The organism is Nocardia sp. NPDC058176, assembly GCF_042883805.1.
GTDB lineage: Bacteria > Actinomycetota > Actinomycetes > Mycobacteriales > Mycobacteriaceae > Nocardia.
Window position 1 is genome coordinate 1110680 of the sequence record NZ_JBHVVA010000002.1, and the last position, 24962, is coordinate 1135641.

At 68.8% G+C, this 24962-nt stretch carries 21 protein-coding genes; 13 read left to right on the plus strand and 8 right to left on the minus strand.

What is annotated here, in order from left to right; all coding sequences use genetic code 11:
- Positions 1-259: 259 nt before the first annotated feature.
- Both dnaB and ACFVVM_RS17705 read left to right on the plus strand, forming a co-directional pair.
- The gene (gene dnaB, locus ACFVVM_RS17700; protein WP_387618939.1) at positions 260-2881 is read left to right on the plus strand and encodes a replicative DNA helicase; all 2622 of its coding nucleotides are present in this window, start codon (positions 260-262) and stop codon (positions 2879-2881) included.
- Positions 2882-3050: 169 nt separating this feature from the next.
- Positions 3051-4790: a cutinase family protein gene (locus tag ACFVVM_RS17705; RefSeq protein WP_387618942.1), complete on the plus strand. Its 1740-nt coding sequence runs from the start codon at positions 3051-3053 to the stop codon at positions 4788-4790.
- A 172-nt stretch (positions 4791-4962) separates the two neighbouring features.
- On the opposite strand, the gene ACFVVM_RS17710 is transcribed toward ACFVVM_RS17705, so the two are convergent.
- The gene (locus tag ACFVVM_RS17710) at positions 4963-6141 is read right to left on the minus strand and encodes an MFS transporter (protein ID WP_387618945.1); all 1179 of its coding nucleotides are present in this window, start codon (positions 6139-6141) and stop codon (positions 4963-4965) included.
- Positions 6142-6247: 106 nt separating this feature from the next.
- Here ACFVVM_RS17710 and ACFVVM_RS17715 point away from each other — a divergent pair, with 106 nt between their 5' ends.
- From ACFVVM_RS17715 to ACFVVM_RS17735, 5 genes are all read left to right on the plus strand, one after another.
- Positions 6248-6697 carry a MarR family winged helix-turn-helix transcriptional regulator gene (locus ACFVVM_RS17715; RefSeq protein WP_387618948.1) on the plus strand — a complete coding sequence of 150 codons (450 nt, stop codon included), beginning with the start codon at positions 6248-6250 and terminating at the stop codon, positions 6695-6697.
- Between the two features lie 77 nt (positions 6698-6774).
- Positions 6775-7662 carry a hypothetical protein gene (locus ACFVVM_RS17720; protein ID WP_387618951.1) on the plus strand — a complete coding sequence of 296 codons (888 nt, stop codon included), beginning with the start codon at positions 6775-6777 and terminating at the stop codon, positions 7660-7662.
- Between the two features lie 164 nt (positions 7663-7826).
- The gene (locus ACFVVM_RS17725; RefSeq protein WP_387618953.1) at positions 7827-9185 is read left to right on the plus strand and encodes a wax ester/triacylglycerol synthase family O-acyltransferase; all 1359 of its coding nucleotides are present in this window, start codon (positions 7827-7829) and stop codon (positions 9183-9185) included.
- Positions 9186-9228: 43 nt separating this feature from the next.
- A complete protein-coding gene (locus tag ACFVVM_RS17730) occupies positions 9229-10347 on the plus strand; it encodes an NAD(P)H-dependent flavin oxidoreductase (protein WP_387618956.1) in 1119 nt (372 codons plus the stop codon).
- A 141-nt stretch (positions 10348-10488) separates the two neighbouring features.
- Complete coding sequence (locus ACFVVM_RS17735; protein WP_387618959.1) at positions 10489-11931, plus strand: threonine/serine exporter ThrE family protein; 1443 nt, start codon at positions 10489-10491, stop codon at positions 11929-11931.
- Between the two features lie 8 nt (positions 11932-11939).
- On the opposite strand, the gene ACFVVM_RS17740 is transcribed toward ACFVVM_RS17735, so the two are convergent.
- Positions 11940-12707: a GntR family transcriptional regulator gene (locus tag ACFVVM_RS17740; RefSeq protein ID WP_387618962.1), complete on the minus strand. Its 768-nt coding sequence runs from the start codon at positions 12705-12707 to the stop codon at positions 11940-11942.
- Positions 12708-12949: 242 nt separating this feature from the next.
- Positions 12950-15322, minus strand: a complete 2373-nt coding sequence (locus ACFVVM_RS17745) for a lysylphosphatidylglycerol synthase domain-containing protein (RefSeq protein ID WP_387618965.1) — start codon at positions 15320-15322, stop codon at positions 12950-12952.
- 159 nt (positions 15323-15481) lie between these two features.
- On the opposite strand from ACFVVM_RS17745, the gene ACFVVM_RS17750 reads away from it, so the two are divergent.
- Complete coding sequence (locus ACFVVM_RS17750) at positions 15482-16411, plus strand: NAD-dependent epimerase/dehydratase family protein (protein WP_387618967.1); 930 nt, start codon at positions 15482-15484, stop codon at positions 16409-16411.
- A 159-nt stretch (positions 16412-16570) separates the two neighbouring features.
- On the opposite strand, the gene ACFVVM_RS17755 is transcribed toward ACFVVM_RS17750, so the two are convergent.
- Positions 16571-17521, minus strand: coding sequence for an MBL fold metallo-hydrolase (locus ACFVVM_RS17755; RefSeq protein ID WP_387618970.1), 951 nt, complete (start codon positions 17519-17521; stop codon positions 16571-16573).
- Positions 17522-17675: 154 nt separating this feature from the next.
- On the opposite strand from ACFVVM_RS17755, the gene ACFVVM_RS17760 reads away from it, so the two are divergent.
- Entirely contained in the window at positions 17676-18053 is a 378-nt protein-coding gene (locus ACFVVM_RS17760; RefSeq protein WP_387619286.1) for a hypothetical protein, read from the plus strand.
- On the opposite strand, the gene ACFVVM_RS17765 is transcribed toward ACFVVM_RS17760, so the two are convergent.
- From ACFVVM_RS17765 to ACFVVM_RS17775, 3 genes are all read right to left on the minus strand, one after another.
- On the minus strand, positions 18050-18442 hold the full coding sequence (locus tag ACFVVM_RS17765) for an RNA-binding S4 domain-containing protein (RefSeq protein ID WP_387618973.1): 393 nt from the start codon (positions 18440-18442) through the stop codon (positions 18050-18052). The two genes, ACFVVM_RS17760 and ACFVVM_RS17765, sit on opposite strands and share 4 nt — an antisense overlap.
- 3 nt (positions 18443-18445) lie before the next feature.
- Positions 18446-19006 carry a C40 family peptidase gene (locus ACFVVM_RS17770; RefSeq protein ID WP_387619289.1) on the minus strand — a complete coding sequence of 187 codons (561 nt, stop codon included), beginning with the start codon at positions 19004-19006 and terminating at the stop codon, positions 18446-18448.
- A gap of 328 nt (positions 19007-19334) precedes the next feature.
- Positions 19335-19622 (minus strand): hypothetical protein, encoded by a 288-nt coding sequence (locus tag ACFVVM_RS17775; protein WP_387618976.1) that lies wholly within the window; start codon positions 19620-19622, stop codon positions 19335-19337.
- Between the two features lie 110 nt (positions 19623-19732).
- Between ACFVVM_RS17775 and ACFVVM_RS17780 the strand changes: the two genes are divergently transcribed.
- The 3 genes from ACFVVM_RS17780 to ACFVVM_RS17790 all read left to right on the plus strand — a co-directional run bounded on the left by ACFVVM_RS17780 (position 19733) and on the right by ACFVVM_RS17790 (position 22575).
- The gene (locus tag ACFVVM_RS17780; RefSeq protein ID WP_387618979.1) at positions 19733-20914 is read left to right on the plus strand and encodes an AAA family ATPase; all 1182 of its coding nucleotides are present in this window, start codon (positions 19733-19735) and stop codon (positions 20912-20914) included.
- 233 nt (positions 20915-21147) lie between these two features.
- On the plus strand, positions 21148-22092 hold the full coding sequence (locus tag ACFVVM_RS17785; protein ID WP_387618981.1) for an alpha/beta fold hydrolase: 945 nt from the start codon (positions 21148-21150) through the stop codon (positions 22090-22092).
- A 192-nt stretch (positions 22093-22284) separates the two neighbouring features.
- Entirely contained in the window at positions 22285-22575 is a 291-nt protein-coding gene (locus tag ACFVVM_RS17790) for a hypothetical protein (RefSeq protein WP_071930967.1), read from the plus strand.
- Between the two features lie 114 nt (positions 22576-22689).
- Here the strand turns inward: ACFVVM_RS17790 and ACFVVM_RS17795 are convergent, their stop codons facing one another.
- Positions 22690-23871: an acetyl-CoA acetyltransferase gene (locus ACFVVM_RS17795; RefSeq protein ID WP_387618984.1), complete on the minus strand. Its 1182-nt coding sequence runs from the start codon at positions 23869-23871 to the stop codon at positions 22690-22692.
- A gap of 249 nt (positions 23872-24120) precedes the next feature.
- Here ACFVVM_RS17795 and ACFVVM_RS17800 point away from each other — a divergent pair, with 249 nt between their 5' ends.
- Positions 24121-24948: a hypothetical protein gene (locus tag ACFVVM_RS17800; RefSeq protein WP_387618986.1), complete on the plus strand. Its 828-nt coding sequence runs from the start codon at positions 24121-24123 to the stop codon at positions 24946-24948.
- Positions 24949-24962 lie beyond the last annotated feature (14 nt).

Consider the following 24962-nt stretch of genomic DNA (forward strand, 5'->3'; position numbering starts at 1 on the left):
CCAGACTGACCTGGGTTTTCCCCACGTTTTCCACAGGAGCTGCACAACAGCGGGTGAACTACCCCCAAGTTATCCACAGTTGTGTGCACATATGGGGTTGGCGCGTCCCCGAAACGTCGCCTAGGTTCGTCGCATTGCCCTGCGCGCGACCCCGGGAATCACGCAGGCAACCGATTGCTGACAACCGTGTCGGTGCCCGGGAGTACAACGAGTTCATCGATGTGAAACCCCCGGTCTCGAGGGCAGAGAGGACGGTCTGGTGACTACCACCGGTGACCGCGCGCAAACCGACTTCCCGCCTGAGCCCCCCGGCGAGGACTTCGGCCGCCAGCCCCCGCACGACATGGCCGCCGAGCAGTCCGTCCTCGGCGGCATGCTGCTGAGCAAGGACGCCATCGCCGACGTCGTCGAGGTGCTGCGCCCCGGGGACTTCTACCGTCCCGCCCACCAGGCCATCTACGACACCATCCTCGACCTGTACGGCCGCGGCGAACCCGCCGACCCCGTCACCGTCTCCGCCGGCCTCGACCGCCGCGGCGAACTCAAGCGCATCGGCGGCCCGCCCTACCTGGTGACCCTCACCCAGACCGTCCCCACCGCCGCCAACGCCGGCTTCTACGCCGAGATCGTCGCCGAGAAGGCCATCCTGCGCCGCCTCGTCGAAGCGGGCACCCGCATCGTCCAGTTCGGCTACGCCGGCGCCGACGGCCAGGACGTCGCCGAGGTCGTCGACCGCGCCCAGGCCGAGATCTACGAGGTCACCGAGCGCCGCACCACCGAGGACTTCACCCCGCTGGAAGAACTCCTCCAGCCCACCATGGACGAAATCGACTCCATCGCCTCCCGCGGCGGCATCTCCCTCGGCGTCCCCACCGGCTTCACCGAACTCGACGAACTCACCAACGGGTTGCACGCGGGTCAGATGATCATCGTCGCCGCGCGACCGGGTGTGGGTAAAGCCCTCGCGCTCGACACTCCTCTGCCGACACCGACCGGGTGGACCACCATGGGCGAGGTCGGGGTGGGCGATGAGCTGCTCGACGCGCACGGCCGCCCGACGCATGTGATCGCGGCGACCGAGGTGATGACCGATCGTCCCTGCTACGAGGTCGAATTCTCCGACGGGACCGTACTCGTCGCGGACGCGCAGCATCAGTGGCTCACCGATACCCGGGCCTCTCGCCGTTCCGCGCAGGAGGCCGAGCGCGGGCGGACACAGCGGACCTTCGCCGCCATCCACACCACCGAGGACATCGCGAGAACCCTTCGCTGCGACACCGCGGACCGACGAATAAATCACTCCGTCACCAACGCACGGCCACTACAGCTGCCCGACCGCGATCTGCTGGTCCCGCCGTACACGCTCGGCGCCTGGTTGGGCGACGGCACCTACGAGGCCGCACAGATCACCTGTGTCGACCCGGAGATCGTGGCGCGCATCGAAGCGGAAGGCATCGTCGCGGTGCCCTCGCAATCGGCGCAGTGGCGATTCCAGCTGACGCTGCCGGCGGATGCGCCGGTCGCGGCTCGTGACTGCGTGGTCTGCGGTGCCGAGTTCGTTCCGTTCACCAGCGAGGTCCGCACCTGTGGGCGCTCGTGTGGCGGTAAGGCGCGCTTCGTGTCTGCCCCCGTTCCCGCGCCCAGCTGCGCCGAATGCGGCGGCCCTTCGATCGGGCTGCGCCTGTGCCAGTCCTGCCGGAACTCGGTCGGCAGCGTGCAGGCACGGCTGCGCACGCTCGGCGTACTTGGCGACAAGCACATTCCGACGGAGTATCTGCGGTCGTCCGAAACTCAGCGCCGGGCGCTGTTGGCGGGCCTGCTCGATACCGATGGGACGGTGACGCACGGTGGATCGGTGCAGTTCGCCGTCACCAGTGAGCAGCTGTTCCGCGATGTTCGGGAACTGGTCGTCAGCCTCGGTTATCGCTGTGGCGTAACGACCAAACGGGTTCGCGGCCGTTCGGAGCAGTCCTCGACCTGCTACATCCTCACCTTCGCCACCGACGAGGAAGTGTTCGGGCTGTACCGAAAGGCGCTGCTGCACAAGGAACGCCGCGCATCTCGCAACACTGCGCGCTCGAATTCGCGCTACATCGTCGATGTGCGGCGCATCGATTCGGTCCCGGTCCGCTGCGTCGAAGTCGACAATGCCGACCATCTGTACCTGGCCGGCCACTCGATGGTCCCGACACACAATTCCACGCTCGGTATGGATTTCATGCGGAGTTGCTCGATCAAGCATGGAATGGCCAGTGTCATCTTCTCGCTCGAGATGAGCCGGACCGAGATCGTGATGCGTCTGCTGTCGGCCGAGGCGAAGATCAAGCTCGGTGATATGCGTTCGGGGCGGATGAGTGATGACGACTGGACCAAGCTGGCTCGGCGGATGAGTGAGATCAGTGAGGCGCCGCTGTTCGTCGACGATTCGCCGAACCTGACCATGATGGAAATTCGAGCCAAGGCGCGGCGGCTCAAGCAGCGACACGATCTGAAACTCGTGGTGGTGGACTACCTCCAGCTGATGAGCTCGGGTAAGAAGGTCGAATCGCGACAGCAGGAAGTCTCGGAGTTCTCGCGCCATCTCAAGCTGTTGGCGAAGGAACTCGAAGTTCCAGTGATCGCGATCTCTCAGCTGAACCGTGGTCCGGAACAGCGAACGGACAAGCGGCCGATGGTCTCCGACCTTCGTGAGTCCGGATCGCTCGAACAGGACGCCGACATGGTCATCCTGCTGCACCGCCCCGACGCCTTCGAACGCGACGACCCCCGCGGCGGCGAGGCCGACCTCATCGTCGGCAAGCACCGTAACGGCCCCACCGCCACCATCACCGTGGCCCACCAGCTGCACCTGAGCCGGTTCGTGGACATGGCACGGGGCTGAGTACCTGGTGTCGGTCTTGCGATAGCGGCTGGGTATGGCCCCCAGGATTGGGGGCGGTGATACCTGTTTGCTCTAGTAACGATCGGTGGGGTGGGGGCGACATTCTTCGTGACATGCGGCCCGTCGGGGGGCCTGCCCCCACCTGTAGGTCTTCGAACGGGAAACTGCCATGAATCTGCGTGAGTTCCTTGCGAAACATCGGATCGCTTCGGCTGTTGCCGCGCCCGCGGCGTTGGGTGTCGCGGCGATTGTCGCGGCGTCGTTCGCGGTGACGTCGCAGGCGCCGTCGCCGGAGTACGAGCTCACCACCTCGGTGACCGAGTGCCGGGAGATGGTGACCATCTCGGTGGCGGGGCGTAACGACACTCCGGTCGCGGGGACCACCGCGATGCTGCTCGATGCCAACGGGAATCCGCTGCCCGCGGCGTTGTCGGGGGATCACAGCAGTGTGTGGGTGGATCCGGTGGTGAACGCGCCCGCCTCGAGTGTGGCCGATGGACAGTACGCGGCGGTGTACATCGCCTATCCGGCGAACATGTCCTCGTATGAGGACGCGGTCAACGCGGGGGTGGCCAACACTCAGCAGGTGATGCGCGAGATCTCGGCGGCCTGCCCGGACACCAAGTTCTCCATCGTCGGATACAGCGAGGGTGCCGACGTGGTGCGGCGGGTGGCCGAGGGCATCGGCAACGACAGCCCGGACGACGGGTTCGATGTGGTGAATCCCGATGACGTGCTCGGTGTGGTCATGTTCGCCGACGCGGGTCGCGCGGCCGGTGACGGTCCGTTCATCGGCGCCGAGGACCCCTTCGCCAACCCGGACGGTTTCGACCAGCGATACCAGGACGGCCGGACCCCGGTCTCGGGCAAGGGCGTGACCACCGGCGGCGACTTCGGTGCGCTCAACGGCAAGATCGCGTCGTTCTGCTCCGAGGGCGACCTCACCTGCGCCGCCCCCAAGAACATCTCGCTGCTGCAGCTGGCGGCCAATGTGGGCAGGCAGATCAATGTCGACGATCTGGAACGCGACGGGCTGACCCCGGCCACCGGCCAGGACATGGCCTTCACCCTCGGCCGGATCGCGATGGCGGCCTTCTCCGACATCGGCGCCAACCCGAACTGGATGGCCAGCGACGAGACCTTCCTCGACGTGCTGCTCAAGGTCTCCGATCCGGATTACGTGCCCGGCGAGACGAAGGCACCGTCGCAGGCCGACGCCATTGCCGCCGAGCAGATCTCGCCGCTGGCCTACCTGCCGCAGAAGATCTTCAACGAGATCGTCGGGCTGATCATCACCAACCAGAACACCATTCCGGTGGCGCTGAGCGATCCGTACCAGCTCACCCTCGGCCCGAACGGGACCGGTCACCACTTCGACTACTGGCGTGACTCCGATGAGGCGAACGGCAAGCCGCTGACCTCGGCCGAGTACGCGGCGGCATGGCTGACGCACCTGGCCAAGCAGGCGCAGGCGGGCGAGCCGGTGAACACCAAGGCCGCGCCGGAACCGGCCGACCTGGCCGCGGCGCGCGAGGCGGCGACGAGCACCAGGCAGGCGCCGACGACGACTTCGGCGGCCAAGACCACGTCGAAGACCACCACCTCGACGACCACGTCCAAGACCACCACCACGTCGAAGACGACCGAGCCGAGCACCACAACCAAGACGACCGAGCCCACCACGAGGTCCAAGACGACGGAGCCGACCACCACCACGCCGACCACGACCCCGTCGACGACCACCCCGTCCGAGACCACCGCCCCGTCGGCCCCCGCTCCGGAGCCTGTCACCAACCGGGCCGCCGCCCCGGTGACAACCACGGAGAGCTCGAGCACCACCGAGACCACGGCGGTGCCGCCGACCACGACCGTGGAACCGACGACCACCACCCCGGTCCCGGCGAACTAGTCACGACCGAAGTCCCCGGTAGCGCAGTCCGCTACCGGGGACTTCGGCTTTCCACCATGCCGATACCTCGTGAAGGGGTTCATCTCACTCCGCTCCCACGATCTCGACGACCGGGCCGAGCCGGCACCCCGAAACCGCATCCCGCGCGCCGCCGAGGCCACGCGAGTACCAGCTAGACCGCGATCGGCTCCGCTTCCTCGGTCGACGTTGCCCGCTCACCCCGCGTGGCCGCGATCAGCACGACCAACCCGGTGACGGCGAACCCCACACCCACCCACAGCGGGGATACCCACCCGAAGCCCGCGCTGATGGCCAGGCCCGACAACCAGACGCCCAGAAAGTTGCCGACGTTGAAGGCCGCGATATTGGCCGAGGACGCGAGAGTGGGCGCGTCGGCGGCATGGTCGAGGACGCGCATCTGCAGGCCGGGGGTGGCTCCGAAGCCGAAGAAGCCCATCGCCGGGAGCAGGAGCAGAGCGGCGATCTTGTGGTCGGCGAGCAGGGCGAACGCGGCGAGGGCGAGGCCGAGGCTCACGGTGAGCGCGAGCAGGGTGCGGGTGAGCGCGCGGTCGGCCCAGCGGCCGCCGAACAGGTTGCCGAAGAACAGGCCGACGCCGAAGAGCACGAGCAGCCAGGGCACCATGCCGTCGGAGAAGCCGGTGACGCGGGTGAGCAGCGGCTCGATGTACATGAACGCGCCGAACATGCCGCCGAACACCAGCACGGTCATGGCCAGCGAGTACCAGACCTGGGTGTTGCGGAACACCGAGAGCTCGGCGCGCAGGTTCGGGCGGGCGCTCGCGGCGGGCGCGTCGGGGACGAGCGCGGCGATCCCGGCCAGCGCGATCAGGCCGACGACGGTGATCACCGCGAAGGTCGCCCGCCAGCCCCACTCCTGACCGATGAAGGTGCCGAGCGGGACGCCGAGCACATTGGCGACGGTGAGCCCGCCGAACATGATCGAGATGGCCCCCGCCTTCTTCTCCGGCGCCACCAGCGAGGACGCCAGGACCGCGCCGATCCCGAAGAACGCGCCGTGGGCAAGCGCGGCGAGGACGCGCCCGCCGAGCAGCGCCGCATAGCCGGGAGCCAGCGCCGAGGCCGCATTGCCGACGATGAACAGCACCATGAGCAGCTGCAATGCCCGCTTGGGCTGCCACCGGTTGACCACCGGGGTGAGCCCGAGCGCCCCGACGACGACGGCGAGCGCGTAGCCGGAGATGAGATACCCGGCCGTCGGCACCGAGACCCCGAGATCGGCGGCGACCGGCGAGAGCAGCCCCGCGATGACGAACTCGGTGAGTCCGATGCCGAAGCCCCCGAGCGCGAGGGCGATGAGACCGAGTGGCATGTGCGCGCTTCCTTTCACCAGACGCCGATAACAAGCGTGTGCAACTAACAACAGGCGACGATAGTTGCACACGCGCTCTATTGCAACCGCCAGCTACACTCGGCACATGGGCATTGCGGATGACGCCGTCGAGGTGCGGGCGACGGGCTGGCGCACCCTGGCCGCGCTGCACGGGCACATCGAGTCCGCGCTGGAGCGCGAGCTGGTGCGCGAGCACGAACTGTCAGTCGTGGAGTACACCGTGCTCGACGCGCTCGCCCGCCAGGACGGCTGGCACATGCGGATCTCCCAGCTCGCCCGTGCCGCCGCGCTGTCGGCGAGCGCGACGACCCGGCTGGTCAACCGGCTGGAGAACCGGGGCCTGCTGGTGCGGGTGCTGTGCGCCGACGACCGTCGTGGCATCTACACCGAGCTCACCGAAACCGGTCGCGCCACATACGAAAAGGCGCGGCCGACGCATGATCACGCACTGGAGCAAGCACTTTCGGACGCCGAACAACTCCCCGAACTGGCCCCGCTGGTCGCCTTCCTGCACCGGGTTCCGGCACCGAACTGAGCCCGACACCCCCGGCGACATCGGGGCAACGCGCCGATCATGGTGACTGTGCGGAGCCACGATGCAATGATCGGCGGGTGACTCAGTGGCTCCCACTCCTCGGTTCGCTCGTCGTCGCCGCAGCAGTTCTGGTCGGCGTCATCGCCAACAACCGCACGCATCGCGAAGGCATCGCGGCGGCCGACGAGCGCGGCAGGCAGGCGCTCGACGCCGCGCAGCGCAATGTCGAGCTGTCGAACATGGTGGGCGATCAGCGTGATCACGAGGCGTGGCGGCGCGAGGCCGTGCTCGCCGCGGTCGCCTCGATCCTGGAGACCTCGGCCTCGGTGCGGGCCGATCTGACCAACTGTGGCGAATGGGATCTGGTCACCGTCGAGGAGATCGACGGCGTCGGCGCGCAGATCCACAAGGTGATCTGGGACCGGCCCAGCGGCATGCTGACCCGCCTGCGGGTGGTGTCCCATCGCCGCATCTCGAGCAAGTGCGAGGACCTGCTGCGCACGCTCACCGCCGCCCAGCACATCACCATGCAGCGGCTCAAGCTGCACATCGATGTGGAGGCCACCGTCGACGAGATCGAAGAGATGGCCTCGCTGTGGCAGAAGGCGATGCGCCATGCCGCCGAGCAGGAGCGGGCGCTGGTGGAGATCACCCGGCTCGAGCTCGGCATCGCGGTCGCCACGAAAGGTCCTGCGGTAGCCGCGGTTCCGGCGCAGGCCGCGGCTCCGGTCGAGGCCGAGGCACAGCCGGTCGCCACCGTCGCCGAGCCGGTCGCCACCGAAACGGCGCCGGTCACCACCGTTGCCGGGCCGGTCGAAGCCGTCGCCGAGCCGGTCGCGGAGCAGACCGTCGCGGGCCAGGTCGCCGAGACCGCCGACGCGGCAACCGAACCCACCGAACGGCAGCCGGTGGCCGATGCCGACGACGCGGAGCAGCAGCATCGCACCGAGACCGTCCGGGTCTGATCCGCACGTCTCACCCGGGTACCCCGCTGCGCGCGTTCGCCTGACGCGGGTCCATACGTCCGGGTAACTTGGAGCACGGCGCGTGTTGTTCGCGCGCCGACCCGACAGCGTGGTCGATCGTCTACAGATTCGCATGAACCACTCTCGTCAGGGGGCGATCAGTCATGGAGTTCATCGCGCCGTTGGATGCGCTGTTCCTACTCGCGGAGTCGCGCGAACACCCGATGCATGTCGGCTCACTGCAGCTGTTCGAGCCGCCCGAAGACGCGGGGCCGGACTATCTGCGGGAGTTCCGCGACGCACTGCTGGCGGACAAGACCTTCCGCCCCACCTTCCGCAAGCGACCGGCCACCTGGCTCGGCGCGCCCCAGCTGGCCTGGGCTCAGGACGACGAGGTCGACCTGGACTATCACGTGCAGCGCAGCGCCCTGCCCGCGCCGGGCCGGATCGGCCAACTGCTCGACCACACCTCGACGCTGCACAGCGCACTGCTCGACCGGCACCGCCCGATGTGGGAGCTGCATTTCGTCGAGGGCCTGGCCGACGGCCGCTTCGCGCTGTATTCGAAGATGCACCACGCGCTCATCGACGGGGTGTCCGCGCAGCGGCTGTTACGCCGCACGCTCACCACCGATCCGTTCGCCGCCGAGGTGAAGACGCCGTGGAACCTGCCGCGCAAGCAGCGCCCGGAGGCCCGCGCGCAGTCGAAGTCGGGGCTGGGCGGGCTGCTCGGCGGCATGAACTCGGCGGCCTCGGCGACGGCGGCGCTCATGCGGGCCACCCGCACCGGCCTGTTGCAGCAGCAGCTGACGCTGCCGTTCGAGGCGCCGCGCACGCTGTTCAATGTGCCGATCGGTGGTGCGCGCAAGTGCGCGGTGCGCAGCTGGTCGATGGACCGGGTCAAGCAGGTGAAGAAGGCGACGGGCACCACCGTCAACGATGTGGTGCTGGCGATGTCGGCCGGGGCGCTGCGGTCGTATCTGCTGGAGCGCAACGCCTTACCGGACAAGCCGATGATCGCGATGGTGCCGATGTCGCTGCGCGATCCCGACGACACCGACACCCAGGGCGTGAAGATCGCCGCGCTGCTGTGCAATCTGGGCACCGATGTCGCCGATCCGCTGGAGCGGCTGCGGGTGGTGAGTGAATCGACGCAACGCAACAAGGAGGTGTATCGCTCGCTCACGCCGGCGCAGACGCTGGCGGTGGCCGGGGTGATGCTGAGTCCGATGGCGGCGATGCTGCTGCCCGGGTTCGCCTCGATGGGGACGCCGCCGTTCAACATCGTCATCTCGAATGTGCCGGGGGCGCGCGAGCCGCTGTACTGGAACGGCGCGCGCCTGGATGCCGCCTATCCGCTGTCCATCCCACTGGACGGCCAGGCCGTGAACATCACCCTCACCTCCAATGGCGACAACCTCGATTTCGGTCTGGTCGGATGCCGTCGCACCCTGCCCGACCTGCACCGATTGCTCGACCACCTGGAGGATTCGCTGGCCGCGCTCGAGGACGCCGCTGCCTGAAATCGACCATTCTCAGACAAACTAGAACGTGTTACAGTTCGGTATGCGTACCGAATTCTGCGAACAGCTCGGCATCGAGTTCCCCCTCTTCGCCTTCACCCACTGCCGCGACGTGGTGGCAGCGGTGAGCAACGCGGGCGGGCTGGGGGTGCTCGGGGCGGTCGGCTTCACCGCCGAGGAACTCGAGGTCGAGCTGGCCTGGCTCGACGAGCACGTCACCGGGATCTACGGCGTCGACCTGGTGATCCCGTCGAAGTACGAGGGCAAGGGCGTCGACGGGCTCAGTCCCGAGCAGCTGGAAAAGCAGCTGGCGCAGATGGTTCCGCAGGGCCATCGCGACTTCGCCCAGCAGATCCTCACCGAGCACAACGTGCCCGCCCTGCCCGACGGCGAGCACCACAACGAGCTGCTCGGCTGGACCGCGACCACCGCCGGTCCGCAGGTGGACGTGATCCTGAACCATCCGAAGGCCAAGCTGGTCGCCAACGCGCTCGGCACCCCGCCCGCCGATGTGGTGGCGCGGATCCAGGAGTCGGGCCGGGTGATCGGCGCGCTGTGCGGCTCGGTGAAGCACGCGCAGAACCACAAGGACGCCGGGCTCGACTTCGTGGTGTGTCAGGGCACCGAGGGCGGCGGACACTGCGGTGAGGTGTCATCGCTGGTGCTGTGGCCGCAGGTCATCGACGCCGTCGGCGATCTGCCGGTGCTCGCGGCCGGCGGCATCGGCAACGGCGCGCAGGTCGCGGCGGCGCTGGCGATGGGCGCGGCGGGCGCGTGGACCGGCTCGCTGTGGCTCACCGTCGAGGAGGCCAATGTGCCGCCCGCGCAGATGAGCACCTACCTCGACGCCAGCAGCCACGACACCATCCGCTCGCGCTCGTGGACCGGCAAGCCGTGCCGCATGCTGCGCAACGACTGGACCGACGCCTGGGAGGCCACCGACACTCCCGACCCGCTGCCGATGCCGCTGCAGATGATGGTGGCCCTCGACGGCGTGAAGCGCGGGCACCGCTACCCCGAGGCGGCCAAGGACGTGAACTTCAATCCGGTCGGCCAGGTGGTCGGCATGATGAACAAGGTCGAACGCAGCGCGGATGTGATCAACCGCCTCGTCGAGGAGTACGTCACGGCCTACGACCGCCTGACCAAGCTCAACGGGTGATCCACGCGTGCCGGGAGCACACACGCTCCCGGCAGCGCCGCCAATACCCCTAGACTCGCCCTATCTCACCCGCGATGCGGGCGATGCGCGAGGACGGGCATCGCCACGCACCATGGCCCAACGGTTGCGGACGGCGGTGACATGGACTCCGAGCACAGGTACACCAGCTGGAAAGCCGCCCGGTTCCGGGTGGAGCGCGCGATCGCCAACGCCCGGGCGCAGTACACCGCGGCCCTGCCGACCCGGCCGATTCCGAAACCTCCGGCCGAACCGCCGGTGCCCGCCGATCTGCTGAACCTGCTCTGCCGCATCGGGGTCGCGCTGGTCGGGGCGGGTGAGACCTCGGCGCGGGTGCAGGAGATCCTCGACAAGCTGTCCCGGCGCTACGGCAGCGACAACATCCACTTCATGGTGCTGCCGACGGCGGTGTTCGTGCGGGTGCGCACGGTCGGCGACTCGGCGGTCGACATGCTCGACGCGCGCGTCGGCACCCTGCCGCTGGACCAGATCGCCGGGCTGTACCGGCTCATCGACACCATCGAGCGGGACGCGCCGCCGCCGACGCGGGCCTCCGACGACCTCGACGCGCTGCTGGCGGCGAAGCCCGGCAGCCCGCCGTGGCTGATCCTGCTCGGGCAGGTCGTGCTGACGGTCGGCCTGGGGATGATGCTCAATCCGGGCGCGCGGGCGCTGGTCGGCTATGTGGTGCTCGGTTTGGTCGTCGGCGTGCTCACCCAGCTCGCCGACCGGGTGCGGCTGCTGTCGATGGCGCTGCCGGTGGTCGCCTCGGCGCTGGTCGCGGCGCTGGCCTTCGGGTTTCCCGGCACGCTCGCCGGTGGGCAACCGCAGCAGTTGCTGATTCCGGCGGTCGCGACGCTGCTGCCCGGCGCGATGCTCACCAACGGCACGATCGAGCTGGCGACGGGATCGATGGTCGCGGGCGCGAGCCGGGTCGTCTACGGCATCAACATGCTGTTCCTGCTCGCGTTCGGCATCTACATCGGGATCAGTGTGCTCGGGCAGCTGGAGACGCCGCCGGTGAGCGACGCCCGGTTGGGCTGGTGGGCACCGCTGCTCGGGGTGCTGCTGATCTGTTACGGGCACTCGTGGCGGTCGAGCGCGCCGCAGAATTCGGTGGGCTGGCTGCTGCTGGTCCTCTACATCACCTTCGCCGCGCAGTTGGTCGGCAAGACCGTGTCCGGCCCGCTGACCGGCGCGTTCCTCGGCGGACTCATCGCGGTACCGGCCGCCTATCTGATCCAGGGCCGCAAGCACGCGCCGCCGACCCAGGTGGCGTTCCTGCCCGCGTTCTGGATGCTGGTACCCGGCGGGATCAGCCTGACCGGGGTCTCGGAGCTGGTGCTGCACACGACCGGCGGCGCGGCGACCGGCGGGCTGGAAGTGCTGGTCTCGGCGCTGCTGTCGGTGATGTCGATCGCGCTCGGGGTGATGGTCGGGTCCGGGCTGACCAACTCACGCCCACCGCACGTCGGCACGATTCTGGAGTCGGTGCTGCCGCAGGGGCGCCATCTGCCCTGGCACCACGGTTCGGACACGAAGGACAAATCCGACTCAGACAGCTGAGTACAAGATCAGGCCGTGGCCGCCGTGGATTCGACGGGTGCCTCGCCGACGAGCTCGTCGAATCGGGCGATCACCTTCTCGTGATAGAGCGCGAAGAGGTCCTCGAACAGGGCGAGCTGAGCCTCCGAGGGCGCCGACTCGGCATCCCACACCGCGAGCAGCGCCCGCCAGACCAGCACATGCAGGTCGGCCGCGACCGCGAAGTAGGCGGCCACCGCCTCCGGCACCTCGACGACCATGTCGGCGATCGAATTCAGCACGGCGCGCTGCATGCTCATCCCGAGCACGCCGAGCAGCCTGCGCACCAGGGCCATCTCGGCGGCGATGATGCGCGGGTGGTCGGGCACGGCGTTGCGGGCCATCGCCTCGAGCTCGTCGACGGCGGCGGCCAGTTCGGCCGGATCGAGCACCTTCTCCGCGGCGGTGTAGCCGAGCAGGGCCTCGAGCACGATGCCGCGCTCCACCTCGACGATGTCGGTGAACATCTCCGCGGCGACCGCGGGGGCGGTGATGGAGAACCGGAACAGGTGCCGGTAGACGTCCATCCCGCCCGCTTCGCGCACATCGCGGATGGTGAAGCCCTTACCGCGACGCGCCTCGACGAAGCCGTAGGACTCCAGCCTGCCGAGGGTGAGCTGGGCGGTCGCGCGGTTCATCCCGAACTCCTCGGCGACCTGGCGCACCGACGGCATCAGCTCGCCGGGCCGGTACTCACCGGTGGCGACCCGGCGTGCCAACTCGTCGGCAACGTCGGCGACCACCGTCCGGGATCCCATCGAAGAAACACCTTTCGGTCATGATCCGGCTACGTCCCAGACAGTTTAGGCGCAGATACCCCACCCCGCACCCACCCGCGGGCGCTGTGGGGCGGTTCACGTCCCCCGGCCGATCATCTCCACAAACCGACCGAACAGCCCGTTCGGCAAGCGCCCGGCGACAGCCGAAACGACCGTCAACATGCACGGTGACCGGGGGAAACGTGCACGGCGAAAAGGCGCGTGTGGATCAGACAGGCTGGCTAGATCATCTGCTTTTCGCTCATCCAGCGCATGACCGGCCAGCCGAGGGCGACCGGGATCCAGCAGGTCAGGACGCGGTAGAGCAGGACGGCGGGCACCGCGATCTCGGCGGGGACGCCGAAGGCCGCCAGGCCACCGATCAGTGCCGCCTCGACCGCGCCGACGCCACCGGGTGTCGGCGCGGCCGAGGCCAGCGTGCCGCCGATCATGGTGACGATGGTGACGGTGACGAAATTCGTTCCGCCGCCGAAGGCTTCGACGCTGGCCCACAGCGCGAGCGCCTGGCCGAGCGTGATCGCCCCACATCCGCCGACGATCACCGCGAACCGCTTCGGATCGCGACCGAGGTCGATCAGCTCGCCGACGACCTCCTTCAACTGCGGGCGCACCGAATGATTCACCCAGCGGCGCAGTTTCGGCACGAACATGAACGCGCCGACCAACCCGAGGACCACCCCGGCGGCCAGGTACAGCACCGACGCGTCGGGCACGATGTGGGCCAGATTCGTCGAGGTTCCGGCGATCACACTGAAGATGACGAGCAGCGTGAGATGGGTGATCACCTGCATCGATTGCTGCAGCGCCACCGCCGCGGTCGCGCGCATCGTCGTCATTCCGGCCTGCTGCAGGAAGCGCACACTCAGCGCCAATCCGCCGACACCGGCGGGCGTGGTCGTCGCGACGAAGGTGTTGGCCAGCTGTTCCACGACCAGGTACCGCACCTTGATCAGCCCGTCCGCGCAGGCCCAGAGCGCGGCGGCGGCGCCGACATAGGTGAGTCCGGAGATGGCGAGGCCGAGCAGCGCCCACCACCAGTTGAGGGTGCGCAGCTGGCTGAAGAAGGTGGGCACCTGGCTGAAGAACGGGTAGGCCACGTAGACCAACCCGACCAGCAGCACCAGCTGGATGATCTGGTTGCGGGTGAAGCGGGTGAGCTGTTCGGACTGGATGCGGTCGTGGCCGGTCTGGGAACGCACCTCCTCGCGCGCGGTCGCCATCACCTTGGTCCACTCGGGCACCGATTTGCGGATGCCGGTCGGCATGGCCGATTTGGTCAGGCGCCGCGCCGCGGTGACGACGGTGTCCTCGCCGAGCACCTCGATCGCCGTCGCCACCGCCTCGCGCTTGCCGAACAGCGACGTGGTCGACACGAGCAGCTGCGCGATGTCGGTCTGCCGCTGCGCCTCGGACGCGCCGAACTCGGCGGCGGAGAAACCGCCGAACAGGGTGTCGCCCTGGCTGACTCGCACCTGGTCCGGTTGCAGATCGCCGTGGCTGATCTGGTTCTCGTGCATGCGCAGCAGCGAGCGCCACACCCCGGGCAGCACCTGCGCGGACAGCTTCCGGATCGGCGTGCCACGGGGGACGGTGTGCGCGTACAGCATCCAGCCGCGATCGAGCCCGGCCACCGCGACCTGATGGCTGTCGGCCATGCCGAGCTCGCCGATCGCGATCCCGAGCAGCGCCCGATGCTCGACGGCCCGGTGCATCGATCCGTGCAGCGGCGCGGTCTCGCTGGAGCGGAAGGTGATCCAGCGCCACACCTGCCGGATCGCACCGAAGCTGCGCTGGTTCTTGCCGTACATCTCCACGACGAGCTCGGATTCGGGCCCGTCGACCTCGGTGGCCAGCAGCAGCGGTCCGCGGCCCGCGGGCCGGTCGACCCGGAAGGCGCGCACCGTGTATCCGCGCCGGGCCAGCACGCGGACCGCGGCCTCCAGCGGTACCTCGAGCGCGGGCGTGCCGACCAGCCAGACGATCACCGCGCCGACCAGCCAGCCGACGACGAGCCCGAGCATCGCCCGCGCGGGCACCACCGAGCTGACCACCAGGTGGATGGGCGCGAACATCAACAGCAGGAACCACATCCAGCGCCGCGGCCGCACCGGCAGCCAGGGACTGGACACGGTGAGCATGGCCGCGAGCATGGCGATCCAGCGCGGGTCGTCGAGGAATTGCGACAGGAAGGTGTCGAACCGGTCCGGCACCGGCAGATGCCATTTCGGCGTCGAGATGCCCGCCCCGGTGACCGAGAGGGCGAGGACCGCGAGCAGGCCGGCGGCCGCGTAGCCCGCGAGCAGTTTCCACTGCCTGCGCAGCACCAGTTCGATGAGGATGGCGAACGGCAGTGCCAGGATGAGCATTCCGTAGACCAGGTAGACCATCGTCGACTGGTCCGGGCTCAGGAAGCCGACGATGTTGGACACCGAGCGTTCCAGTGCCAGCCACTCCGGCCGGGTGATCAGCGAGCCCGCGACCACCACGCCGACACCCATCGCCGCCAGCACGACGCGGACGATGTCGCTGGTACGCCGGGTCCGCGGCTGCAGGAGACTTCCCGTGACGGGAATCTCCCGACCGTCGACTCGCATGAGCCGCACGATACACACCGACACGCCGTCGACCCGCCGTGACATCGCACATTCTCCCGGTCACCTCAGTGTGGCGTGAAGCGAGTCACAGGCCGTCACAAACGATCCGCGGATCCCGTCCAGAAGTCAGGGAATGACCCTCAGCCGGAAGGAACGATCATGCAGGTTCTGCTCGCGGGCGCCACCGGTGCCATCGGCCGCCCACTGATCCGCGCGTTGACCACGAACGGGCACACCGTGCTCGCGCTCGTCCGCAATCGGGCCAACCACGCGCTGGCGAAGGAACTCGGCGCCGAGCCGATCGCCGCCGACGTCCTCGATCGCGACGCGCTGCTGCGCGCACTCGACGGCCGACGCGCCGACGCGGTGATCCACCAGGCGACCGCCCTGCGCGCAGCCAAGCCGGCACGCCGGATCCCGGTCGACGACCCGACCGGCCTGCTGCGCACCCACGGCACCGCCAACCTGCTCGACGCCGCCGAACTGCTCGGCGCCCGCCGCTTCCTGGTCCAGTCGCTGATCCTCGGCTACGGCTATCACGACCACGGCGAGCGCCCGCTCACCGAACGCGACCAGTTCGGCGTCTACGACGGCGGCGCGGCCGACGAGGTGGTGCGCGCCTGCGTCGCGGGCGAGGAGCAGGTGTTCGACGCGGCGGGCGTCGACGGCATCGCGCTGCGCTACGGACTGTTCTACGGCCCCGGCGCGTTCAGCGACCTGTTCGCCGACCTGATGCGCAAGCACGCCCCGGTGGGCCCCCTCGGCCCCGGCGGCGTGAACAGCTGGATCCACGTCGAGGACGCGGCCGCCGCGACCGTCGCCGCCCTCGACCGAGGCACCCCCGGCCGCGCCTACAACCTGGCCGACGACACCCCGATCACCTGGCGCGAGTTCATCACCGAGGTCGCGCGCAGTCAGCAGACCCCACGCCCGATCCGCCTGCCCGCCTGGCTGATCCGCCTCGCCGTCCCCTACATCGGCGCCCTCATGGCGGATACGTCGATGCGCATCTCGAGCGCACTCGCCCACGAGGAACTGGAGTGGCGACCGCGCTATGCGAGCGTCGCCGAGGGCCTCGCCGTGCGGTGAGGCCGCGGCGATGCTCGCCGGGCTGCCCCAGGGTGAACCTGGGCATGGCGCGGTCGGCGCACACGCACGGATGCGTCGGTCCGGACACCAACGCACGAGCCAGCACGCAGGTGGGCGCGTGCGTCAGGGCGTGAGATAGCGCGTGCGATACCGCGGGGGTCAGTGCGCGCGGGGGTCAGTGCGTGCCGCGACGGCGGCCCGGTCGTGGCCAGGGATGAGTTCGATGTCGGCAGGGAGCGCGTGGAGGCGGTGGATGGTTTCGAAGGCGAGGTTGCGGTCGGCGTCGACCAGCTGGCCGGGCAGGGGTGCCGTTTCGCGGAGGAGTTCGACCTGCAGTCGGCTCCAGACCGCGTCGCCCGCGAGCAGGACGCGGGTTCCGTCGTCGACGGCGAGGAGCACGCCGACGCTGCCGGGCGTGTGTCCGGCCAGGTCGACGAGCAGGACCGAGCCGTCGCCGAGGAGGTCGTGGCTGCGGGCGAAGGTGAGGACGGGTGGGCCGTCGAGTTCGTAGAGGTCGAAGATCCGGCCGCGCAACGGGCCGCGGGCCACGCCGAGGGGGGCGTGCGATCCGCCCATGGCCCAGCGGTATTCGACGCTCGGCACCCGGATGGGCACCCAGCCGGGCAGTTCGTAGAGTCCGGCGACGTGGTCCCAGTGCAGGTGGGTGGGCAGCACGAAGTCGATGTCGGCGCCGGTGAGGTCGTTGGCGGCCAGCACCTCGCTCAGGCCGTGCACCGGCTGCTCGGGGCTGACCAGCAGCGGCACCGGGAACGGCAGCTCGGGCAGTACCCGCTGGTGCACACCGGCGCAGATCGCCGGGTCGACGAGGAAGGTGGCGCTGGGATGGCGGATCAGGAAGGCCGCCATGGTCAGCGAGGTGCTCCGCAGCGTGCGCACGCCCTCGACGACGATCGCGGTCGGCGCGGACAGCTGCCCTTGGACGAGCGCGGTGAGCCCGACGGTGTTGTGGGCCGGGGGCAGGGGCGCGGACTCGAGCCTGTCGAGGAATTCCGGATCGGCGCCGCGCGGCCACAGCAGCCGCGGGCCGGTGGCGGCAGCGGCGACACAGCAGGCGAGAAGCGTCGATAACATCGGCGTGCGCTCACCCATAGTTGCCACCGTAGGCGATCGCCCAGACCGGGACCACCGAACGAAATTTCACCGACAACGGCTCGGCACCGGTCACACCAATAATCGATAACATCTGGCAACGCTCCCGCTATCTGTCTCCGCCGCGGCGGATGATCGTTCGATGGCAGACCAGATCATCACGGTGCAGTGGAAGGCCACCCCGGACGACCACGACTATCCGGCCGCGGCCGACTATCTCGCGCTGCTCGCCGCCGACGACGTGGTCGAGGCGATCGTGGCGGAGCTGCGCCGGGCGCCGGTGGTGGTGAAGAAGGCCAAGGACATCCTGCGCGCCTCCCGGCTCGAAGCGCTCACCCCGGACAATCCACATGTGCGCAGGGACCTGCTCAAGGTCAACGAGAACAAGAAGCTCTCGCCGATTCTGCTGGTGCGCGGCGACTGCCGCCGAAATGTCCCGATGCTGATCGCCGACGGCTACCACCGGGTGTGCGCGCTGTACTGGGCCGACGAGAACATCGAGATTCCCGCCAAGATCGCGGCGCTGCCCTAGTCGGTGCGGCCCATCAGCCGATCGGTCTCACGGCGTTCACGTTTCGTGGGCCGGCCCGCACCACGATCACGCTGCGGCAGCGTGGCGAGGACTTCCTTGGGTGGTGGCGGCGGCGAGCGGTCGATCAGGCACTGCGCGGCGATCGGCGGACCGACCCGCTTGTGGATGATCCGCTCGACGACGACGATCCGCTCCAGACCGGCGTGCCGGATCCTGATCTCGTCACCGAGGCGTACCGGCTGGGCCGGTTTCACGGTGACGCCGTTGATGCGCACGTGCCCGGCGCGGCAGGCTTCCGCCGCGGCCGAGCGCGTTTTGAACAATCGGACCGCCCAGATCCACGAATCGACGCGGGCCTGGGTGACGGAGCGTTGTTCCGCGGGGGACACCCCTTAGACGATACGGCGTGCCGTGACGACCTGGTCGGCGCTGAGCTGGGTGTAGGACACCGGGGTGCCCGACTGCACCGCGTTCAGCAGCTGACCGTTGCCCGCGTAGATGCCGACGTGGCCACCACCGTTGGTGATGACGATGTCACCGGCCTGCAGGTTGTCGAAGGAGACGGGCGCGCCCACGTGGGACTGCTCGAAGCTGGTGCGCGGCAGCTCGACACCGGCCTGGCGGTAGGCCCACTGCACGAGACCGGAGCAGTCGAAGCTCGACGGACCGGCAGCGCCCCAGTTGTACTGGGCGCCGACCTTGGTGCGCGCGGCATCGAGGGCGATGTCGGCCGGCGTCTGCTGCTGCTGGAAAGGATTGTCGAAGGTGACGCTCGGCAGCTGCGGCGCGGCCTGGCCCTGCGGGGCCACCATCGCCTGCAGTTCCTTCTCCAGCTGCTGCGCGGGCTGCTCGAGCTCGGGCGGCAGATCGAAGTTACCGAGGCCGGGGATGTTGATCGTGGCGGCCTGCGAAATCGCGGGCATCGCACCGGTCGTGGCGGCCACCGCACCCATGACGAGTGCACCCTTGACGGAATTCGGCAGACGAGAATCCCGCTGCAAGCTGTGTTTACCCACCGAGACGAGTCTCCGATCTTGCTGCTCTCCCGCCGTGGTGTACCGGGATCGCTTGGCGATCACGACTTTCGGCGGTGACCCATGGCGCCGATTCTCTTACGAACCGACAGACTCCACTAAGTCACGAGAAGATTACGGCTTGGCCCTCATGCTGTCCAGCGATGCGCGCAAGTTGTTTTCCCGTGGGCGTGAAAGCCCTGAACAAGACCCGTATCACCGGCGTGTCGCCACGCGTAACGGCTCGATCTCCGCCGAGCCGTCGCGGTCATCGATCGTGACCATCACGCAGCCCGAGGGCGCGTTCGAGCTCCTCGATGCGCTGACGCGCGTCGGCCAGGTCCACCTCCATCCGGCCGAGCGCGATCACCAGCGGACCGACGGCGAGGTCGGCCACCACCTGCGGATCGTCGTAGCCGGTGCCGATGCTGGCCAGCAGGCCGCGCCGGATGGTGTCGGCCAGGTAGGCGCCCTGCGGCAGCGGCCAGCCCGCCACGATCTCGGCGGTGGAGGTCACCATCGGGTCGTGACCGTCGAATTCGGGTTCTGCGACCATGGGCGCTCCGTTCCGGTTCCACTCACACGTCTGGGGTTCGCTAGCAGTATCTAGGACACAGCCCAGAGTTACCGAGATTCCGCTGTGGCGACGCGCTACGGTTGTCCGGCATGGACCCCGTGCGCAATCCGTATGCTCCCGGCGCCGGTCAGCGTCCGCCCGAATTGGCCGGGCGCGACAAGCAACTCGCCGCGTTCGACATCGTGCTCGAACGGATCGCCCGCGGCAGGCCGGAACGCAGCGTGATGCTCACCGGATTGCGCGGGGTCGGAAAGACCGTGCTGCTCAACCAGCTTCGCTCGGCCGCCATCTCGCGCGGCTGGGGCACCGGCAAGATCGAGGCCCGGCCCGATCAGGATCTGCGCAGGCCACTGTCGTCTGCCCTGCACATGTCGGTGCGCGCGATCGCGATGGCGCACCGCAATCCCGAGCGTGTCGACGATTTCCTCGGCATCCTCAAGGCCTTCGCCCTGCGCGCCACCGCCGACAAGGGGATGCGGGAACGCTGGCAGCCGGGCATCGACGTGCCCGCGGTGACCGGGCGGGCCGATTCCGGCGACATCGAGATCGACCTGATCGAGCTGTTCAAGGAGGCCGCGGCGCTGGCCGCCGACATCGGCGTCGGGATCGGCGTCTTCATCGACGAGATGCAGGATCTGGGCCCGGCGGATGTGTCCGCGATCTGCGGCGCCTGCCACGAGCTGAGTCAAGACGGCGCGCCGTTGATCGTGGTCGGTGCCGGACTGCCGCATCTGCCCGCGGTGCTCTCGGCGTCCAAGAGCTACTCCGAGCGACTGTTCAGTTACCACCGGATCGATCGGCTGGACCGGGAGTCGGCCGACCTGGCGCTGATCGCCCCGGCCGAACGCGAGGAGGTGAAGTTCACCTCCGAGGCGCTCGACTCGCTGTATCAGCGCGCCGACGGCTACCCCTATTTCGTGCAGGCCTACGGCAAGGCGGCCTGGGATCAGGCGCCGGAGAGCCCGATCACCGCCGAGGACGTCGAGGTGGCGGCCCCGGCGGCGGAGGAGGAGCTGGCGGTCGGCTTCTTCGGTTCGCGCTACGAGCGCGCCACCCCGGCCGAACGCGAGTACATGCGCGCGATGGCCGATCTGTCCGGTGACGACGGCCCGGTCGCGACCGCGGCGGTGGCCGCCGAGCTGGGCCGCAAGCCTGCCTCGGTCTCCCCCGCCCGCGACGGGCTGATCAAGAAGGGCCTGATCTACTCCGCCGAGCGCGGCACGATCGGCTTCACCGTGCCGCACTTCGGTCGGTATCTGCGCAGCGTATGAATCTCTTCGGGTTTCTAGTTCATTTCGAAGAAAGCCGAAGACAACCCTCACGAGTCTCTACTCGATACCTGTCTGCATATATCTAGCCAGAACCCTAGATTTCCGTAGATATTCCTGCGATCACGGGAACGGCCGCAATGGGATCGGTTGCGCATCGGGTGGATAACGCGAGGTATAGGCGGCTAACGGGCCGGAAACCTAGTCCGAAAAGCCCAGCAGGAAGGAGGCCCGACATGTCGGAGAACTTCGCGGACCTCGACGGACGCCGTGCCACAGTCGTCGCCGATGACGGTGTGCCGATCGCGGTCCGTAGCTTCGGTTCGGTCGACGCGCCGCTGACCGTCGTCTTCGTCCACGGCCACTGCCTGCACACCGAATCGTGGTCGTTCCTGCGCGAACAGCTGCTGCGGCACTGGGACACCGACACCAGGATGGTCTTCTACGACCACCGCGGCCACGGCGAATCCGGGCACGCCCACCACGACACCTACACCATCGACCAGCTGGCCACCGATCTCGACGCGGTGCTGCGCGCGGTCGCGCCGATCGGGCCGATCGTCCTGGTCGGGCACTCCATGGGCGCGATGGTGCTGCTGGCCTACGCCCGGCTGTTCCCGGCGACGATCGGGCACCGGGTGGCCGGGATCGGGCTCATCGCGGGCGCGGCGGGCGGGATCACCGAGGTCGGCCTCGGCCGGCTGCTCAACCGGCACGCCGTCGCCTCGCTGCAACGCGCCGTGGTCAGGGCGCCGCGGGTGATGCAGGCGTCGAAGCGCTTCTCCCGCTGGATCTTCGGGCCGCTGATCCGCGAGGCCAGCGCGGGTACCCGGCGGGTGAATCCGCGGATCGTCGCCATCGCCACGGCGGTACTCAACGAGACGCCGCTGCTGACCGTCTCGGGCTTCCTGAGTTCGCTGCTCGACTTCGACGAGGCGCACACCCTCGGCAAGCTCGGCGATCTGCCCGCGCTCGTGCTGGCGGGCTCGGCCGATCTCATGGTGCCGTTCACGCATTCGGTGGTGCTGGCCTCCCAGCTCGCCGGTGCCGAGCTGGTGCGGATCGAGGGCGCGGGGCACAGCGTGATCCTCGAGCGCGCGGAGGAGGTCGCCCATTCGATCACCGCGCTGGTCGAGCGGGCGGGTGCGAGCGTGCGCGGACGCTACGCGGTCGCGGGCTGAGTACCGAACAGTTACCGGACAGCAACTCCGCGATCCCGGCCAACTTCGGCGGAAACCGAAAAGTTCAGTTACTGTGGTGGAGATCACGTTGTGTGGTGAGTCACACGACTCGGTGCAGTGCGGCCCGGGGTTTCACGGGCGTGCCAGTGATCCGACGAGTCGGTATGCCCGCCATATACACAGGAGGTAACGATGACACGCAGCGATATCGCGGAACTGCGCTACGCGGTCGGCCAACTCCGGCAATCGATCGGCGCACTGCGCTCCAACTACGGCGACGCGGCCACCGTGCGCCGGTTGGAGAACGACCTCGAGCGGCTCGTCATCGACGCCGAGGAGTTCGAGCAGGCACCGCCGCCGGAGCTCGCCGTTCCCCGCCGGTCCGAACCCATCTACGTCCCCGACAGCAAGTCCGACGAGGCCGCCTGGATGGGCGCGCAGGACGAGGGACTGGGCTTCCACTCCCGCCCGCGCACCAAATAGACCTCGCGCACCGGCAAGACCTTGTTCACCGGCGCGGCGGCCCTGCTACCAGGACCGCCGCGCCGACCTCTGTATATATGGCGGCTGGCGCCGCGGGTTCCTGGTGTTTGCAGCTCAGGCGCGGTGTTTGCCCAGGCGGCGGGGACGGGAGCCGTGGAAGCGGGCACCGCGCGGTACCTCCACCGGTTCGGCTTGTTCGGCCGACTCGAACAGGGCGGCGATGCCGTGGTCGTGGCCGAGGGCGATGGCCTCGAGCCCGAAGCGGCCGCCGGTGCGGCCGAGCTCGTGCAGCATCGTGGTCATGATGCGCAGGCCGGTGGCGCCGACCGGGTGGCCGAGGGCGATGTCGGAGCCGTTGACGTTGAGCCTGCCCAGCGGGTCGAGTTCCCACTCGGTGGCCAGGGCGAGGACCTCCACCGCGTAGCCCTCGTTGATCTCGAGCAGGTCGATCTCGTCGAGCGCGCAGCCGGTGCGGGCGAGCAGCTTGGCCACCGCGGGCGCGGCGCCGAGCGCGGGCCCCTCGCTGTCACAGCCCGCGGCCGCCCAGCCGGCCAGGAAGGCCATGGGCGTGAGCCCGAGCTCGGTGAGGCGGTCCTCGGCGACGACCAGGCAGGCCGAGGCGCCGAGCCGGTGCGAACTCATGTTGCCGATGGTCACGACACCGTCGGCGAGCAGCGGCCGCAGCCCGGCCAGGGTGTGGGTCGACAGGTCGTCGCGCACGCCCTCGTCGCGGCGGATCTGGTGCTCGGCGAAGCCGCCGCCCACGCCGACCGGCACCACCTCCGCCCCGAACGCGCCCTGGCGCCAGGCCCGCGCGGCCTTGCGATGACTGGCGACGGCGAATTCGTCGGCCGCGCCGCGGTCGATGCCGTAGTAGCGCGCGAGCCGTTCGGCATTGCGCAGACCGGCGGTGCCACCGGGTAGCCCGGCCGGGGTCGTCGCGCATTCGACGCCACCGGCGACGACCACATCGGCGGCCCCGGTCTGCACCATCATGGCCGCGGTGATCACCGCCTGCAGGCCGCTGCCGCCGTGCCGGTCGGTGAGGAATCCGGGCACCGAGAAGGGCAGGCCGGCACCGCGCGCGGCCAGTGCGCCGATCGCGGGAACATCGGAGAGCCCGCCGTCGGTACAGGCCATCGCGACGTCTTCGATACGTAGTGGGTCGATGCCCGAGCGCTCGATCACGGCTGACAGGACCGTGGTCGCCAGCCATTCGGCGGGCATACCCGATAGTGCGCCACCCTCCACGCCACTGGGCGTGCGGACGGGTGCCACGATCGCGGCTCTTCTCATTGCTCGTCACGCTCCTTTCCCCGTTGCGGGGAATTTCCTGTCACAGGGCACCACAGGTTTGTTGCACCGGCATGACGGGTAGTAACGGCAGTTACGGCTGTGACCGATCTCACCGTGGTACGCCGGACACGAGTGCGTGAGACCCGGCTCGAGCGGCGACAACCCTGGCGTATGGTGGCCCACATCACAATCCATCGCGGTGGGGAATGATCAACCGCCGCACGCCGGAAGATCAGCGAGGCTTCCACCGTGAGTGCCGCACCGACCGTCACCCCTTCGGGGAGCGGCGTCTTCGCCAGGACGAGGGCCCGCATCACCGCACGCACCCTGCGCACCGATCGATGGTGGCTGCCGCCACTGCTCACCGCACTCGGCCTCGCCGCGTTCGTCGGGTACGCGACGGTGAGATCGTTTGTGCGCACGGCCTATTGGGTGCCGGAGTATCACTATCTGACGCCGTTCTACTCGCCGTGCGTGAGCGCGTCGTGCGTGCCCGGATCGAGTCATTTCGGGGTCTGGATCGGCGAGTTGCCGATGTGGATTCCGCTCGGCTTCGTGGTGCTGCCGTTCCTGCTCGGTTTCCGGCTCACCTGCTACTACTACCGCAAGGCCTACTACCGCTCGGTGTGGTTGTCGCCGCCCGCGTGCGCGGTGGCCGAGCCACACACCGGCTATTCCGGGGAGACGCGGCTGCCGCTGATCATCCAGAACGCGCACCGCTACTTCTTCTACTTCGCGCTGGTGGTCACGCTGGTCAACACCTATGACGCGCTGTCGGCATTCCACGGCGCGAGCGGCGGATTCGGTTTCGGGCTCGGCAATCTCGTACTGCTGATCAATGTCACGCTGCTGTGGGGCTACACCCTGTCGTGTCACTCGTGCCGCCACATCGTGGGCGGGCGGCTCAAGAACTTCTCCGCCCATCCGGTGCGCTACTGGTACTGGACGCAGATCTCCAAGCTCAACACCCGCCACATGGCGCTGGCCTGGACAACTCTCGGCACGCTCGCGCTCACCGACTTCTACGTGATGTTGGTTGCCAGCGGGACCATGTCGGACCTGCGGTTCGTCGACTGAGCCGCGAGCAGAAG